General features: G+C 61.2%; 13 protein-coding genes. 4 read left to right on the top strand and 9 right to left on the bottom strand.

What is annotated here, in order from left to right:
- Positions 1-11: 11 nt before the first annotated feature.
- From EL18_RS15925 to iolG, 6 genes are all read right to left on the bottom strand, one after another.
- Positions 12-1922: a bifunctional 5-dehydro-2-deoxygluconokinase/5-dehydro-2-deoxyphosphogluconate aldolase gene (locus tag EL18_RS15925; protein ID WP_036486605.1), complete on the bottom strand. Its 1911-nt coding sequence runs from the start codon at positions 1920-1922 to the stop codon at positions 12-14.
- Positions 1919-3040, bottom strand: coding sequence for a Gfo/Idh/MocA family protein (locus EL18_RS15920; protein WP_036486603.1), 1122 nt, complete (start codon positions 3038-3040; stop codon positions 1919-1921). The genes EL18_RS15925 and EL18_RS15920 overlap by 4 nt, the downstream gene beginning before the upstream one ends.
- Positions 3041-3112: 72 nt before the next feature.
- Entirely contained in the window at positions 3113-3871 is a 759-nt protein-coding gene (locus tag EL18_RS15915) for an ATP-binding cassette domain-containing protein (protein WP_036487060.1), read from the bottom strand.
- Between the two features lie 64 nt (positions 3872-3935).
- Positions 3936-5042 (bottom strand): ABC transporter permease, encoded by a 1107-nt coding sequence (locus EL18_RS15910; RefSeq protein WP_036486601.1) that lies wholly within the window; start codon positions 5040-5042, stop codon positions 3936-3938.
- A gap of 62 nt (positions 5043-5104) precedes the next feature.
- Positions 5105-6028, bottom strand: coding sequence for a sugar ABC transporter substrate-binding protein (locus EL18_RS15905; protein ID WP_036486600.1), 924 nt, complete (start codon positions 6026-6028; stop codon positions 5105-5107).
- Between the two features lie 124 nt (positions 6029-6152).
- A complete protein-coding gene (gene iolG, locus EL18_RS15900) occupies positions 6153-7145 on the bottom strand; it encodes an inositol 2-dehydrogenase (RefSeq protein ID WP_036486597.1) in 993 nt (330 codons plus the stop codon).
- A 186-nt stretch (positions 7146-7331) separates the two neighbouring features.
- Here iolG and EL18_RS15895 point away from each other — a divergent pair, with 186 nt between their 5' ends.
- The 4 genes from EL18_RS15895 (at position 7332) to EL18_RS15880 (ending at position 10452) form a co-directional block, all read left to right on the top strand.
- On the top strand, positions 7332-8345 hold the full coding sequence (locus EL18_RS15895; protein ID WP_051914402.1) for a LacI family DNA-binding transcriptional regulator: 1014 nt from the start codon (positions 7332-7334) through the stop codon (positions 8343-8345).
- Between the two features lie 241 nt (positions 8346-8586).
- Complete coding sequence (locus EL18_RS15890) at positions 8587-9084, top strand: hypothetical protein (protein ID WP_051914400.1); 498 nt, start codon at positions 8587-8589, stop codon at positions 9082-9084.
- Entirely contained in the window at positions 9081-9482 is a 402-nt protein-coding gene (locus EL18_RS15885) for a phage holin family protein (RefSeq protein WP_036486595.1), read from the top strand. Before EL18_RS15890 ends, EL18_RS15885 begins: the two co-directional genes overlap by 4 nt.
- Positions 9472-10452, top strand: coding sequence for a DUF3618 domain-containing protein (locus EL18_RS15880; RefSeq protein ID WP_036486593.1), 981 nt, complete (start codon positions 9472-9474; stop codon positions 10450-10452). Before EL18_RS15885 ends, EL18_RS15880 begins: the two co-directional genes overlap by 11 nt.
- A 38-nt stretch (positions 10453-10490) precedes the next feature.
- On the opposite strand, the gene EL18_RS15875 is transcribed toward EL18_RS15880, so the two are convergent.
- From EL18_RS15875 to EL18_RS15865, 3 genes are all read right to left on the bottom strand, one after another.
- Positions 10491-12266, bottom strand: a complete 1776-nt coding sequence (locus EL18_RS15875) for an adenine deaminase (RefSeq protein ID WP_036486591.1) — start codon at positions 12264-12266, stop codon at positions 10491-10493.
- Positions 12263-13180 carry a nucleoside hydrolase gene (locus tag EL18_RS15870; RefSeq protein ID WP_036486589.1) on the bottom strand — a complete coding sequence of 306 codons (918 nt, stop codon included), beginning with the start codon at positions 13178-13180 and terminating at the stop codon, positions 12263-12265. The genes EL18_RS15875 and EL18_RS15870 overlap by 4 nt, the downstream gene beginning before the upstream one ends.
- Before the next feature lie 8 nt (positions 13181-13188).
- A partial coding sequence (locus EL18_RS15865; protein ID WP_036486587.1) for an ABC transporter ATP-binding protein occupies positions 13189-13817 on the bottom strand: 629 nt, incomplete at its 5' end.

Below are 13817 nucleotides of genomic sequence, written 5' to 3'. Positions count from 1 at the left end.
CACGCTTCTCCTCAGGCCGCGTTCAAACGGGCATTCGTGCGAGCTTCGTCCCAGATATTGCAAAGCCGTGAATACCGTTGTGCCATCTGCTCCACCGCCTCGGCACTGCTGATCTGGCCCTTGAACCATGCACGTGCAACGTCGGCGAAGATGGTCCTGCCCACCGCAAAGCCCTTGACGAGCGGGCGTTGGGCCGCAAGCGCGAAGCTTTCGGCCAGGTCGGCTTCCGGTGCATCCAGTCCCAGGACCACGATCCCGCGCGTGCGCGGATCATTGCGCTCGATCGCCCGTACGGCATTGTTCCAGGCCGCCTGCGTCTTGAAAGGCTCCAGTTTCCACCAGTCCGGGTAGATGCCTGCATCATAGAACTGCTGGATCAGCGTGGCCGTGGTCTCATCATCGACGGGTGCGACCTTCGAGGGAATGACCTCAAGCAGGAATTCGAGATTGTTTCGCCGCGCAGCGGTAAACAGGCGCAGCACGCGCTCTTCCTGCAGCTTGCGCATTTCGGCGTCATCTCGCGGATGACAGAAGACCAGGAGCTTGACGACATTCTCCCTTGGCCATTCCCTCAGGCGGCCAAGGTCGGGACCCAGCTCCTGCTCGAATTCGATGGGACGCGAGCCGGGGAGTTCTGCCGGACGCCCGATCCACAGACCCGAGCCGGAGGCAGCGTGCAGGGCCGAGCGGCCTATGCGTCCATCGCACAGAATGCCGAAGCCCGGCTTGCCGTCCTGCACCCTCAGAGCGGCTTCAAGACACAGCTCCTTGAACGCGCTCGCCTTGGGAAGGCTGTAGCCCTCCATTTCCTCAAGCTGCAGGCGATGGTCGAAGGCGAAGGTTTTCACCGCGCTCCAGTCGCCATGGCGGTTGGTCGCCCAATGCACCTGTTCCAGTTCGAAATCGTTGCGCAGATCCGGTCGTTTCACTCCGCGCTTTAGAAAGAACTCCAGCTCTTCAAGGCTGGGATAGGCTGGTGTGCAGCCATGTCGCGACACGGCAAAGGCACCGCACGCATTGGCGTATTTGAGCGCGGTCGGCCAATCCGCGTCTTCCATCCAGCCCTTCAGGAGACCGGAGAAAAACCCGTCTCCCGCACCAAGAACGTTGAAGACCTCGATCGGGAAACCTTCGCCGGACTGTGCGTCGTCCAGATTTGCGGGAACATCACCAACAACGGCAACAGCGCCGAGGGCGCCGCGCTTGCACACCAATGTCGCTGCAGAATTTTCACGGACACGCCGAAGTGCTTTCACCGTGTCTGTCGAGCCGCCGGCAATGTGAAATTCCTCTTCCGTGCCCACGACGAGGTCGAAGTGGTGCAGCGTTGAGAGCAGCTTGCGCGTGACCTCCTCGCTTTCCACGAAGCGGCTTTCACCATCTCCGTGGCCCGCCAGACCCCAGAGGTTCGGCCGGTAGTCGATGTCCAGCGCGGTACGCAGACCGTGCTTCCTTGCAAGTCTCAGCGCCTTGAGAACTGCCGCTTCGGTGCGCGGATGGGATAGATGCGTCCCGGTCACCACCACAGCGCGGGCACGCGCGATGAAAGCCTCGTCGATATCATCCTCGCAAAGAGCCATGTCCGCGCAGTTCTCGCGATAGAAAATCAGCGGAAACTGCTCCTGATCGCGGATGCCGAGAATGACCAGGGCCGTGAGCCTCTCCGGGTCTGTCTTCACACCGTCGGTGCAGACGCCTTCCCGCGCAAGCTGTTCGAGTATGAAGCGCCCCATATGCTCGTCGCCCACCCGGCTGATCAATGCCGATCTGAGACCGAGTCTTGCCGTGCCGCAGGCGATGTTGGTGGGAGATCCGCCGATATATTTGTCGAAGCTGCCCATGTCTTCCAGCCGACCGCCGATCTGCGCTCCATAGAGGTCCACTCCGGCGCGGCCGATGGTGATGACGTCAAGATCCTTCATGCTTCCCCTCCCAATGCAACGGGGCTACCGTTTGAAGTCGCCATTGCGTGGATGATGCGTTCGATGGCCAATCCCTCGATGAAATCCGGCCCGGCATTCGCTCCACCTTCTATGGCGACAAGAAGATCGTGCGCCTCGACCACCTTCATCTCGTTGAAGCCGAAATTATGCCCGGCAGCCGGACAGAACGCCGCGAATTCAGGCTGCTCCGGCCCGGAGAGATGCCGCGTGAAGCCCGCTTCCCCAGCCCGATGCACCCACAGCTCGTTCATGTTTTCCTGGTCGAACAGGATCGTTCCGTCCGTGCCGTGGATTTCCCATTGCAGTCGGCATTTACGGCCCCGGGCTACACGTGATGTTGCGAAGCTGCCTTGGGCCCCTGATGCAAAGCGGATGAGCGCCATGGCGCTGTCTTCGTTCTCGACATTTCTGGGGCCATCGGGAGATGGTCGCTCGGGAACCGAAATCCGGGTCATGGCGGTCAGTTCGCTGACCGGACCCATGAGCGCGAGCATCTGGCTGACGAGGTGGCAGCCCAGATCGCCGAGAGCACCCAGGCCACCGGCAGCTCGGGTCATGCGCCACGACCAGGGCAGAGCGGGATCCGCGCTGTAATCTTCGTCATAAACACCGCGAAAGGCGTGAGGCTCACCTATGTCTCCACGTGAGATCATTGCCTGTGCTGCCCTGAATGCCGGGCTGCGCAGGTAGTTGTACCCCAAAAGGGTCACCTGCTGCGGGAGCGATCGGGCAAGTCGTGCCATGGCATCCGCATCCTCAAGTGTAAGCGCCATGGGCTTTTCCAGCCACACATGCTTGCCCGCCCTGAGCGCGGCTTCTGCCATGGGCCTGTGCAGCCCGTTTGGCGTGGTGATGGAGACGATATCGACTTCCGGGTCAGCGACGACAGCTTCCCAGTCGGTTGCGGCGCGTTCGAAGCCGAATGAGGCAGCATGCGCCAAAGCCGCATAGTGGTCGATGTCGCACAACACCTTCAACCTGGGTCGCCGCAGCCCATAGACGGTGGCGACATTGTTCCATGCCATCGCATGGCACTTGCCCATGAAGCCGGTGCCAATCAGCGCGACACACAGCGCCCGCTTTGAAGGGTCAGTCATGGCGAAATCCGCTCTTCTGCGTGAACATCGACATGCGGCAGAACCAATCTGCCGCCTGCCTACAAATGCGGTTCAGATCGTGCCGCCGAGGGAACCCTCGAGCTGCGCAAGCTCCTGTCCGCCGGCCATGAGGTCCTGCAATTCGGAGGCATTGATCTCACCTCGAACGGCCGTGCCTAGCGTCTGGCCGCGGTTGAGAACCGTGAACCGGTCGCCAACGGCAAGAGCATGGCGGACATTGTGACTGATGAAGACGACGCCGACGCCCTGCTTGCGCACCCGGTCTATGGTGGAAAGCACGTTCGAGGTCTGCCGAACGCCAAGCGCGGAAGTCGGCTCATCCAGGATCAGCACCTTCGCACCGAAATAGACCGCCCGGGCAATCGCCACCGTCTGACGTTCGCCACCCGACAGCGTCCCCACCGCCTGATCCGGCGCGCGCAGATTGATACCCATTCTGCGCATTTCCTGCATCGTGATCTCGTTGGCGCGGTCAAGGTCGAAGCGCTTGAACAGCCCCCGGCCCTTGGTCGGCTCGCGTCCCATGAAGAAATTGCGGGTCACCGACATCAGCGGGATCATTGCCAGATCCTGGAAGACGGTCGCGATACCCGCTTCCATCGCTTCGCGGGGACTGGCGAAGGAAAGTGGTTTGCCCTCGAAGAAGATCTGGCCGCCTGTCGGCTTGTGAACGCCTGACATCGTCTTGATGAAGGTCGACTTGCCTGCGCCGTTGTCGCCCAGAAGACAGTGGCACTCGCCCGGCATCACGTCGAACGTCACTCCGTTGAGGGCGATGACATTGCCAAAGTGCTTCTTGATGTCTTCCATGTGGATGATGGGTCGGGCGGCCGCCTCCACACCATCGCGAACCGGTTTTGCATCGGATGTCATATCAGCGCTCCCCTGTTACGCGTTTGCGGATCGCGTTGTTGAAGACCACCGCCAGAAGAAGCATTCCGCCAAGGAAGATCTGGAACCAGTCCTGGTCGAAATCCGTGTAGGTCAATCCAATGGTGACCATCCCGAAAATGATGGCACCGAAGAAAGCGCCAATCGCCGAGCCGTAGCCGCCGGTCAGAAGACAACCGCCGATCACTGCCGTGATGATGGCCTCGAATTCCTTCATGAAGCCGCGCCGTGCGTCGGTGGAGCCTGCATCCATGACCGTGATGATCGCGACGAGTGCGGCTGCACAGGCTGTCAGCATGAAGAGAGAGATCTTCACCCGTCGAACCGGCACGCCGGAATTGGTTGCAGCATCAGTGTCCCCGCCCGTGGCGAAGATCCAGTTGCCGACCGGCGTGCGCAGAAGGATATAGGTCGCCACAAGCGCGAAGGCGATGAACCAGAGGATCTCGACCGGGATGCCCGGAATCTTCGGGGCGCCGTTCTTGAAGGTTTCGATGATGCCCAGAGAGGCCAGCCAGCCGAATAAGCCTGCGAAGGCGTCGCCCGAAAAGATCGGTGCCAGCCAGTCTCCTTCAACCGCGTCCCGCACGCCGCGAAGCTGCGTCGAGCCGCCGGTGAAGATTTTCAGACCGACCAGTGAAGCACCGCGCAGGATGAACAGACCAGCCAATGTTACAATGAAGGAAGGCAGCCCGGTTTTCAGCACAATCGAGCCGTTGACGGCGCCGATGGATGCGGCGAAGGCCATCGTCATCGGAATGGCCAGGATAAGTGGCAATCCCAGATTGACGGTGAAAACCCCGAAGACCATGCCTGCGAAGGCCACCATGGAACCGATCGACAGGTCGAACTCTCCACCGATCATCAGCATGGCCGCGGCGATGCCGAGAATGCCAAGCTGCGCGGCCGGTGTCATGAAGTTCATGATACCCGAGAGGGTAAACATTGTGCTGTCGGCTGTTGCCAGGAAGAACAGCGTCACCAGAATGACACCGCCTATCGCTCCCAGCTCCGGCTTCTTCATGAGTTTTGTGACAAAAGACTCTGCGCGCAGGCGCTCGTCCTCATGTGCCTGTGTATCGGCCACCATGGTCTCCTCCATTGCGGATGATGAGGCCGCACGCACTGGACGCGCGGCCCGATGACGTCAGATCAGCGAATGCCCTGCGCAGACAGCTCGATAACCTGGCCCGCTGCTTCTTGCGTGACGAGGTTCGGACCCGATGGAACATCACCACCCGGCATCAGACCGTATTCGGCATGAAGAGCGAGGAAAGCCACTGGAAGGTAGCCCTGCAGGAACTGCTGCTGATCAATGGCGAAGGCAGCCTTGCCGTCAGCTACGGCCTGAAGGAAGCCTGCCGAAAGATCGAAGGAGGCAACCAGAACATCATCACGGCCGAGAGCCTCGACGGCTGCCACGGCAGGCTCGCCTACCAGCGAGGCGCCCAGGCCAAGTACGGTGTCGACATCGGGATCGGATTCCAGTGCAGCACGCACCTTCGACTGAACCTCAGCCGGATCGTTTACGGTCGGGATAACGGTGACTTCCTGGCCAAAGCCTTCAGCAAAGCCCTCGCAGCGCAAGTCGAGAGCGACATTGCCCACTTCCTGATTGACGCAGATACCCTTGGTGCCGCCCATTTCCGCAAGCTTCTCACCTGCAGCCTTGCCGGCGTCGAACTCCGACTGCCCGACATGCAGCAGCACGCCAAGCTCGGCAGCGACATCCGAACCGGAATTCATCGAGATGACCGGAATGCCTGCCGCCACGGCGCGTTCGATGGACGGTCCAAGCGCATCGCCATCAGGAATGGATACAACCAGCCCGTCCGGCTCCTGATTGACTGCGGCGTCGATCAGCTGGCCCATCTGCACCATGTCGAAGGTTTCCGGCGAACGGAACTCGACATTCGCACCGGTGTCCTCACCGGCTTTCTGCACACCGTTCTTGACCACCGACCAGAAAGGGTCGTTCGCCTGTCCGTGAGCAACGACGATGATATCGGCAGCCACGGCCGGAACCGCCGCTGCAATCGTCGCCGCCATGGCGACCGAAGCAAGAAGTTTGTTCATGGATTTTCCTCCCTAAGGGTTTTGCGGCACAAGTGTGAACCGCGGTTACGTCCGTCGCATGTTGCTGCGGACATTGCAGTTTCGCGCCCGTCCCCCTCCCCGGGGAGTAGCGCGATCCCGACCATCAGCTCGCCAGATCCACCGCCTTTCCGGTACGAGCAGATTCCGTTGCCGCCTCGGCCATCGCCAGTGCGGCCACACCGTCATCGAGCGTGACGGGCAGGTCATTGCCGTCGAGAAGCGCGGAAACGAAGGCTTCCCACTCCGCGGCATAGGCCGGCATGTAACGCTCCAGGAAAAAGTAGGTGGGCTTTGCCGAACTCACGCCGGCAGCGGTCGACTTGACGACCGTGTCTTCCAGCATGTTGTTGGCCTGCAGCAGACCTTTGGAACCGAGAAGCTCCACGCGCTGGTCATAGCCGTAGACCGCGCGGCGGCTGTTCTTGATGACTGCGATGCGTCCGTCCGCATAGGTCAGAGTGACCACGGCGGTGTCGACATCTCCCGCTTCCCCGATTTCAGGATCGACGAGTGAACTTCCAACAGCACGCAACTGCACTGGCTGCTCGCCCATGATGAAGTTCGCCATGTCGAAATCATGGATCATCATGTCGCGGAAAAGCCCGCCGGAAACCTTGATGTAGCTGACAGGCGGCGGAGCCGGATCGAAGGAGGTGATTGCCAGCAGTTCCGCCTTGCCGATGTCACCGCGCTGGCTCGCCTGTTTCAGTGCCGAGAAATTCCGGTCGAAACGGCGGTTGAATCCGATCATGACGGGCTGCCCCGTGGCAGCGACATTTCGAAGGCACGTCTTCGCGCGTTCGAGCGACAGGTCGACCGGCTTCTCGCACAGCACCGCTTTGCCAGCCGCAGATGCAGCTTCTATCAGGTCCGAATGGGTATCGGTCGAGGTCGCTATCAATACCGCATCAATTTCGGGATCGTTGAGCACGGCTTCCGTCCTGCGCGCCTGCGAACCCGATTCCGCGGCAAGTTTCTCCGCAGCCTGCTCGTGCACATCCGACACCGCAACCAGGGTCGAACGTGGATTGTTCCTGATGCTTGCCGCGTGCACCTGGCCAATGCGGCCCGCGCCGAGCAACCCGACTTTCAGCATGAAGTCCTCCCAGACCTGCGACGCCTCCCCTGCGCCGCTCGGATGTAGGATTAGCAAATTTGCACGCGTGTGCAAGACTTTTTTGCACGCGCGTGCAACTCGCGTGCATTTGATGCCTTTTAAAGCTAAGGATAACGCGACGGCTCGAACGGGTCTTCGCGGCGCAACCGGTCAGGGAAATGAATATTGAGCGAGAGTGAAGTGCAGGGAAACGTCACTGCTGACGATGTGGCAGAAGCTGCGGGGGTATCCCGCTGGACGGTCAATCGGGCCTTCAAGAAGGATGCTTCGATTTCGCCCAAGACGCGCTCTCGCGTGATGGCCGCTGCGCAATCGCTTGGCTATGTGCCGGATCTCCATGCGGCCGCGCTGGCATCCACCCGGTCAAACCTCGTTGCGCTGTTGATCGACGACTTTGCCAATCCTCACAAGCTGGTGATGCTCGAACGCCTGACACGCGCGCTGCGCAGCCGTGGTTGGGACACCCTCCTCGTGAACACGCTCGACCCTGACGATGCCGCACCCGCTTTGCTCAACGCGAGCCAGAGGCGCGTCGACGCCACCATCCTGATCGGCCTGCAGTTCGACGATGAGGTTCTGCGCACCGCACATCTGGCGAGGCGCTTCAAGAAGCTGATCATCTTTGCCCGCGGATCGGAGGATCCCAACACCATATCCATATGCGTGGATGATGAGGCAGCAACGCGTGAGATCGCCCGATATGTGCTGGCTCGCGGCTATCAGCGCCCGTTCTATCTGGCGGGACCGCGCACGACATCTGCCCATCTGATGCGCAAGGAAACCTTCATGCGCGCGTGGAACGAAAATCGCGGCTCGACTCCCGGCTCCGCGGCGGTTGCTGCCTATGATCCGCTGTTGAGCGCGCAGATCGTGTACGAGACCTTCCACGATACCCGACGGGAAGACATTCCCGACATCATCGTCTGCGAGAATGACGCGCTGGCACTCGGCGCAATAGACACGATCCGGCATCGCCTCGGCCTTGAAGTGCCTGGCGATGTTGCCGTCATCGGATTCGACGATGTGCCGCAAGCCGCGAGCCCGAACTACCAGCTCACTACCTATCGCCAGCCGATAACCGACATGGCGAACTATCTCGTTGATGTTCTGGAAAGCCGCGAGGCGAAGAACCTCGACAGGATGTTCCTGGGGCGGCTGGTGGTCCGAGAGAGCGCGTAGCACCAACGCGCTTCACAGCCCGACGGATAAACTGAACTTCGATCGCAGACAGACCGCAGCGCGTGCGGTCGGGCTGCCTCTTCTCCTTTGCCGGGCCTTCCCGATTTCAAGGAACAAAAGCCCTTTCCACAGATTGTGAGAACGACAACAGGAGAGAGTCATGCACAGTATTTTCTACACGATCGGGCTCGTGGTTGTGGTGCTCTTCGTCCTCAGCCTCATCGCCTAAAGGAGGTTCCCGATGGTCGATTCAACCAGAACTACAGAAGAACTTAAGACGAAAGCGTCGCAGACGGTCGGCGCTGCTCAAGCCGAAGTCGAGAAGCGCGCGGAAGGTGCGAAATCTTCGCTAGCCGACGAGATCGCGGGCATCGCTTCCGCACTCAAGAACGCTTCCAACGAGTTTGGCTCGGATTCCATGCAGGCCAAGACCTTTCAGCAGATTGCGGACGGTCTTTCAGGCACATCGGATTCGCTGCGCGGCAAAAGTTTTGGCGAGATGCTGAACAATCTGAACAGCTTTGCGCGAAACAATCCGGCCGCCTTCCTTGGTGGTGCCGCCGCCCTCGGCTTTGTTGCAAGCCGCTTTGCAGTCGCCTCGCAGAAGAATGACGCTCAGAGCACAACTCCAACGCAGGCATCAACACCTGCACCGGCATCGACGGTGAGCCCTGCAGCACCTGCAAGTCCAGCCGTGTCCAGCACAACCGGAACAACAGTGTCGGGGAGCAAGCCATGAGCGAACATACCCAAAAGACAAGCGCACGCAGCGTTTTCGGTGACGTGCTGAGCCATGCGACAAATCTGGTCCGTGGCGAGTTCGACCTCGCGCGCACCGAGATCAACGACAATCTGAAACATGCAGGCGCAGCCGTCGGCATGATCGTTGGCGGCGTCGTGATTGCTCTCACCGCCCTCAACATCCTTGCCGCCGCCCTCGTGACGGCCTTGACCGAGGCGGGCATTCCCGCCGGATGGTCCGCGCTCATCGTGGGCGTCGTGCTGGCGCTGATTGCCTACATCCTGGCGCGCAAGGGCATGGGCGATCTGAAGCTGTCGAGCCTCGCCCCAACCCGCACCAGCCGCAATGTCCGCCGCGATGCCGCTGCAGTCAAGGAGAGCTACAATGAGTCATGATACCCGCAGCGCTGCAGAAATCGAACGCGACATCGAGCAGGAACGCGCTGCCCTGAGCCAGTCGCTCAACGCCTTGCAGGAGAAGTTTTCTGTCGAAGGCATCGCACGTCAGCTCGTCGATCAGGTCAGCCGCCATGGCGGCGACGTGGCGCAGTCGGTCGGCCGTTCGGCGAAGGAAAATCCCATCGCTCTAGCGCTGACCGGCATCGGACTGGCATGGATGATGTACGGGGATTCCCGTCGCAACGCAGGTGACAGCGCAGTCTCCCATACCGGTTCCTCCGGTTCTGCGGGTGACAGTCTCCGGAATGCCGCCGGCACGATCAAGGGCGGTGCGAGCAGCGCTGCCGGTTCCGCCTCGAATACGATGAGCGATATGGGTTCTGCCGTCTCCAGTCGCTGGGATCGCATGAGCGAACAGGCCGATCATCTGGGCCGCCGCACAAGGGCCTCGGCCGAGGACATGCGTCGTCGCCTGCACGAAGGCACCGAGACGATGAGTGCCGCAGCCAGGGATCGCGTCGTCAAGGCGCGTGAAGCCGCCTATCAGGCTCAGCTACGCGCCGAGCAGGCCGCATCGCTGGGCAAGAAGGAGATTGTTGATTTCTTCAATGATCAGCCTCTCGTGGCCGGCGCGCTGGCGGTTGCCGTAGGCGCTGCAGTCGGTGCCGCCCTACCGCGGACCCGTGCGGAAGACGACGCCATGGGCAGCTATAGCGACCAGGTCTTCGAGGACGCCGAACGCATCTTCCGCGAAGAGGCGGAAAAGGCCAGGAAGGTCGCCGGTGCCGCAGCCTCCGAGGCGCGAGACATCGCCAGGGAAGAAAAGGCCAAGGCCGACAGCGCCGCACCCGGCGACAAGTCTGCTGCAAGTGCGGCAAAGGACAATCTGGAAGATGCTGCAAAGCGCATCTCCGACACAGCCAAGTCGGAAGCCAGTCGGCAGGATCTGGGCAAGCCCAAGATCTGATCAACGCGGAACCGGCGGCTACGAGCCGCCGGTTTTTTCTACTCCAGCACTTCCAGTACCGGAGTGCCGAGAACACTTGCTCTCGTAGTGTCTGCGATCCCCAGATCCGTTTGATGCGGTCCTGCATTGCAGGCAAGCGTCGCGCCGAAGCAGGCCTTGAAGACAAGATAGGGCGGCTGCCAGTCGACCACCTTTTCCATTGCGTCGCGTATGGCTTCAAACCGCTCAGCGATCTCGGCAAGCGGAGCATCCGAGACAAGTCCCGATAGAGGAAGAGCGAGCGAGGCAAGAAGCTTGCCCTCACTTGCGACGGCCATCCCGCCGCCAGCTTCGATGACGAAGTTCGCCGCCAGTGCCATGTCTTCCTCGTTGCCACCGAAGACCGTGACATTGTGGCTGTCATGGGAAACGGTGGTGCAAAATGCACCGCGCCATTTCCCCCACTCGCGCAGATAGCCCGTCCGCGGCGTGGCGGGCGCCTTGCCGTGGCGGTGGATGACACTGATCAATGTCGATCCCTCCGGCGGCACGACAAAGCCGTTGATGACGGAAGTCACCGCTTCGCCCCAGCTTGTGAAGCGCGGACGGTCTATGGTCGCAACCCGGACTTTTCTGCCCTGGCCTGAAACCCTGAAATCATCAGCGGCGACCCGGTCAGCCTTCACCGACCTTTCAAGAGGAGCAACATCCAGCCGTGGTGCGGCAGCCAGCAATCTTCCCTCACGCGCCACAATCGCTCCGTCGGTGACCACGGCTTCTGCTTTGAGATCCCGCAGGTCCGCGAAAAGCGCGATATCGGCCCGCCTCCCCGGTGCGATCAAGCCGAGATCATGGCGTTTGAGGCGATGGCTGGCGTGCAGCGTTGCCGCACGCACCGCCCATTCGACCGGCATTCCATAACGCACCAGTCTGCGCACGACATCGTCTAGCCCTCCGCGACGGTGAAGATCGTCAGGGAAGACGTCGTCCGTGCAAAGCGTGAGGGTCGACGGCAGATGACCGAGCGCATTCAGTCGCTCCACCATCTCGGGCAGAAGGTGATCGTGGGAGCCGCGAAGCTCGATCGTGAACCCGGCCCGCAGCTTTTCCATAAGGTCGTCCGCGCAGGTCAGTTCATGGTCGGAGCCGATACCCGCGGCTGCGAAGGCATTGAGTGCCTCACCGGACAAGCCACGCGCATGGCCACAGATCAGTTTACCGCTTTCCAGTCCCGCCTGCATGATGCCGGTCATGCGGTTATCCCGGTCGATAACCCCTTGCATGTTCATGACTTCGGCAATGCCGGAAATTTCGGGCATGGCCAGCATCTGTGCCAGCTCGGCTTCACCGAAATCCGCACCCGACAGCTCAAGGCCTGGTGCTGCGGGCACGCAGGATGGTGCAAGCACAAGCACGCGCAGCGGCAGTTCGCGCACAGCCTCGATGGCCCACCGCACGCCTTCCAGTCCGTGCACATTGGCAAATTCGTGCGGGTCCCAGACCACGGTGGTCACCCCGCGTGGCACGACTGCCTGCGCATATTCGGCCGGTGTCACCATCGAGCTTTCCACATGCATATGCATGTCGATAAGGCCCGGTGTGGCGAAAAGCCCGTCGGCCTTGAACACCTCAGCCGCGTCATGGCGGGCATCAGGCGCGTGGACGCTCGCAATGAGTGCGCCGGTCACGCCGATATCGGCAGGACGCAACTCCCCCGTCACCGCGTCCAGAAGCGTCGCGCCCTTGATGAGAAGGTCGAAGGCTCCTTCCCCGCGCGCGGCAGCAACCGCCCGGTCACGCAGGCGGCGATCGCCAAAGTTCCCGCGAGAGATCATTCGAAGCAGGCCTCTGCAATGGCCTCAAGCGCCAGGGCACGCACCCGCTCGGCATCCGCGCGCATGCCCCAGGAAACGTTTGCCTCGACACCCTCGCGCTGGTCCACGATCGTACGCCCCCGGCTCTTTTCGCTTGCAAGTTCGACCGACACGAAGGCGGGTTTGAACTGGAAGGCATTGGGCGCAATGAAGGCTGCCGCAGCGGTCGGATCATAAAGCGACATGGAAGGCCGCCCGCGGGAGATCGCGATGTCGAGAAAGCCGCCGAGAAGATCAGCAAGCAGTTTGGAACGCTCGGTATTGGCTGCAGCGAGGTCCTCGACATCCTGCGGCGTGATCTGAACCTGTCGGCAAAGATCGAGATCGGCCACACGCAGAGGCAGATCATTCGCAAGAACGATGGCCAGTGCCTCCGGGTCTGCGAAGGCGTTGAATTCTGCTGAGGGTGTGTGGTTGCCGCGGGTGGCACCACCACCCATCCAGGTGATCGCGCCGATCTTGTATCTCAGATCCGGGCGCGCAAGTGCTAGGATCGCAATATTGGTCAGCGGCCCCAGAGCCAGGATACGTCCGGGTTCCTCGAGCCCCTCAAGCCATTCGGCCAGGGCGGCAAGAGCAGGCGTCATCTCCAGTTCCGGTGCCTCAGGCAGAATACGTCCGCGCGTGGGCATCCCTTGCGGTCCCAGAACATGGATCGGGGTTTCCACCTTCCCGAGAACCGATTGGTGAGCACCCGCGAATATGGGAAAATTCCAACCGAAAAAGGCTTTCGCCCGCGAAGCGTTGCGGCGGACCTGCGCCATGGGCGCATTGCCGAACACAAGTGAAACACCGGCTATGTCGAAACGGGAGTGATCGACCATCAGGATTGCCTGAATGTCGTCAAATCCCATATCCGTATCGATCCACACCATGCTTGCACTCACATACGCTGGAGGATGGCCGCGCGCTCGGGCGGCAGGTCAAAAGCGATCTCGCTGCCCGGCTCGAATATGGGTGCAGCTGCATCCATCTCCGCCTTGATCGCGCCAATCGGGGACTGGATGAGATATTCACGCGTCCCGCCTGCGAAAGCGACACCGCGGACCTCGCCCTTGAATTGCCCTTCCCCGAGCGCGACCGCATTCGGTCGCCAGGCAAGGCCGGCAGCTTCAACAGATGCAGTGCCGGAAAGTGGCTTCAATCCCGCGTCCGTCTTGAGCTTTCCCTGCTCGAGCGCGAAAATGTTCTCGAAGCCCACGAAGTCTGCCACGAAACGCGAGGACGGGGTGTTGTAGACTTCTTCGGGTGTGCCAAGCTGCTCGATAACGCCATCCTTCATGACAACGATGCGGTCGGCAAGCGCCAGCGCTTCGTCCTGGTCGTGAGTTACGAACACCATGGTCACACCGCTCTCGCGCTGCACGCGCTGCAATTCGGTGCGCATCTCCAGACGCAATCTTGCGTCGAGATTGGAAAGCGGCTCGTCGAGCAGCAGCACCTTCGGTTCCATGACAAGCGAGCGGGCAAGCGCCACGCGTTGCTGCTGGCCGCCCGAAAGTTCGGCCGGTT

The organism is Nitratireductor basaltis, assembly GCF_000733725.1.
GTDB classification, from domain to species: Bacteria; Pseudomonadota; Alphaproteobacteria; order Rhizobiales; family Rhizobiaceae; genus Chelativorans; species Chelativorans basaltis.
Note: the sequence above shows the minus strand (reverse complement) of the source record. Positions and strands in the feature narration are given on the sequence as shown.

What these genes read in the sequence shown, in the direction of transcription:
- EL18_RS15925 (WP_036486605.1), bottom strand. Translation starts at nt 1,922, where the DNA reads ATGAAGGATCTTGACGTCATCACCATCGGCCGCGCCGGAGTGGACCTC.
- EL18_RS15920 (WP_036486603.1), bottom strand. Translation starts at nt 3,040, where the DNA reads ATGACTGACCCTTCAAAGCGGGCGCTGTGTGTCGCGCTGATTGGCACC.
- EL18_RS15915 (WP_036487060.1), bottom strand. Translation starts at nt 3,871, where the DNA reads ATGGAAGACATCAAGAAGCACTTTGGCAATGTCATCGCCCTCAACGGA.
- EL18_RS15910 (WP_036486601.1), bottom strand. Translation starts at nt 5,042, where the DNA reads ATGGTGGCCGATACACAGGCACATGAGGACGAGCGCCTGCGCGCAGAG.
- EL18_RS15905 (WP_036486600.1), bottom strand. Translation starts at nt 6,028, where the DNA reads ATGAACAAACTTCTTGCTTCGGTCGCCATGGCGGCGACGATTGCAGCG.
- iolG (WP_036486597.1), bottom strand. Translation starts at nt 7,145, where the DNA reads ATGCTGAAAGTCGGGTTGCTCGGCGCGGGCCGCATTGGCCAGGTGCAC.
- EL18_RS15890 (WP_051914400.1), top strand. Translation starts at nt 8,587, where the DNA reads ATGGTCGATTCAACCAGAACTACAGAAGAACTTAAGACGAAAGCGTCG.
- EL18_RS15885 (WP_036486595.1), top strand. Translation starts at nt 9,081, where the DNA reads ATGAGCGAACATACCCAAAAGACAAGCGCACGCAGCGTTTTCGGTGAC.
- EL18_RS15880 (WP_036486593.1), top strand. Translation starts at nt 9,472, where the DNA reads ATGAGTCATGATACCCGCAGCGCTGCAGAAATCGAACGCGACATCGAG.
- EL18_RS15875 (WP_036486591.1), bottom strand. Translation starts at nt 12,266, where the DNA reads ATGATCTCTCGCGGGAACTTTGGCGATCGCCGCCTGCGTGACCGGGCG.
- EL18_RS15870 (WP_036486589.1), bottom strand. Translation starts at nt 13,180, where the DNA reads ATGGTGTGGATCGATACGGATATGGGATTTGACGACATTCAGGCAATC.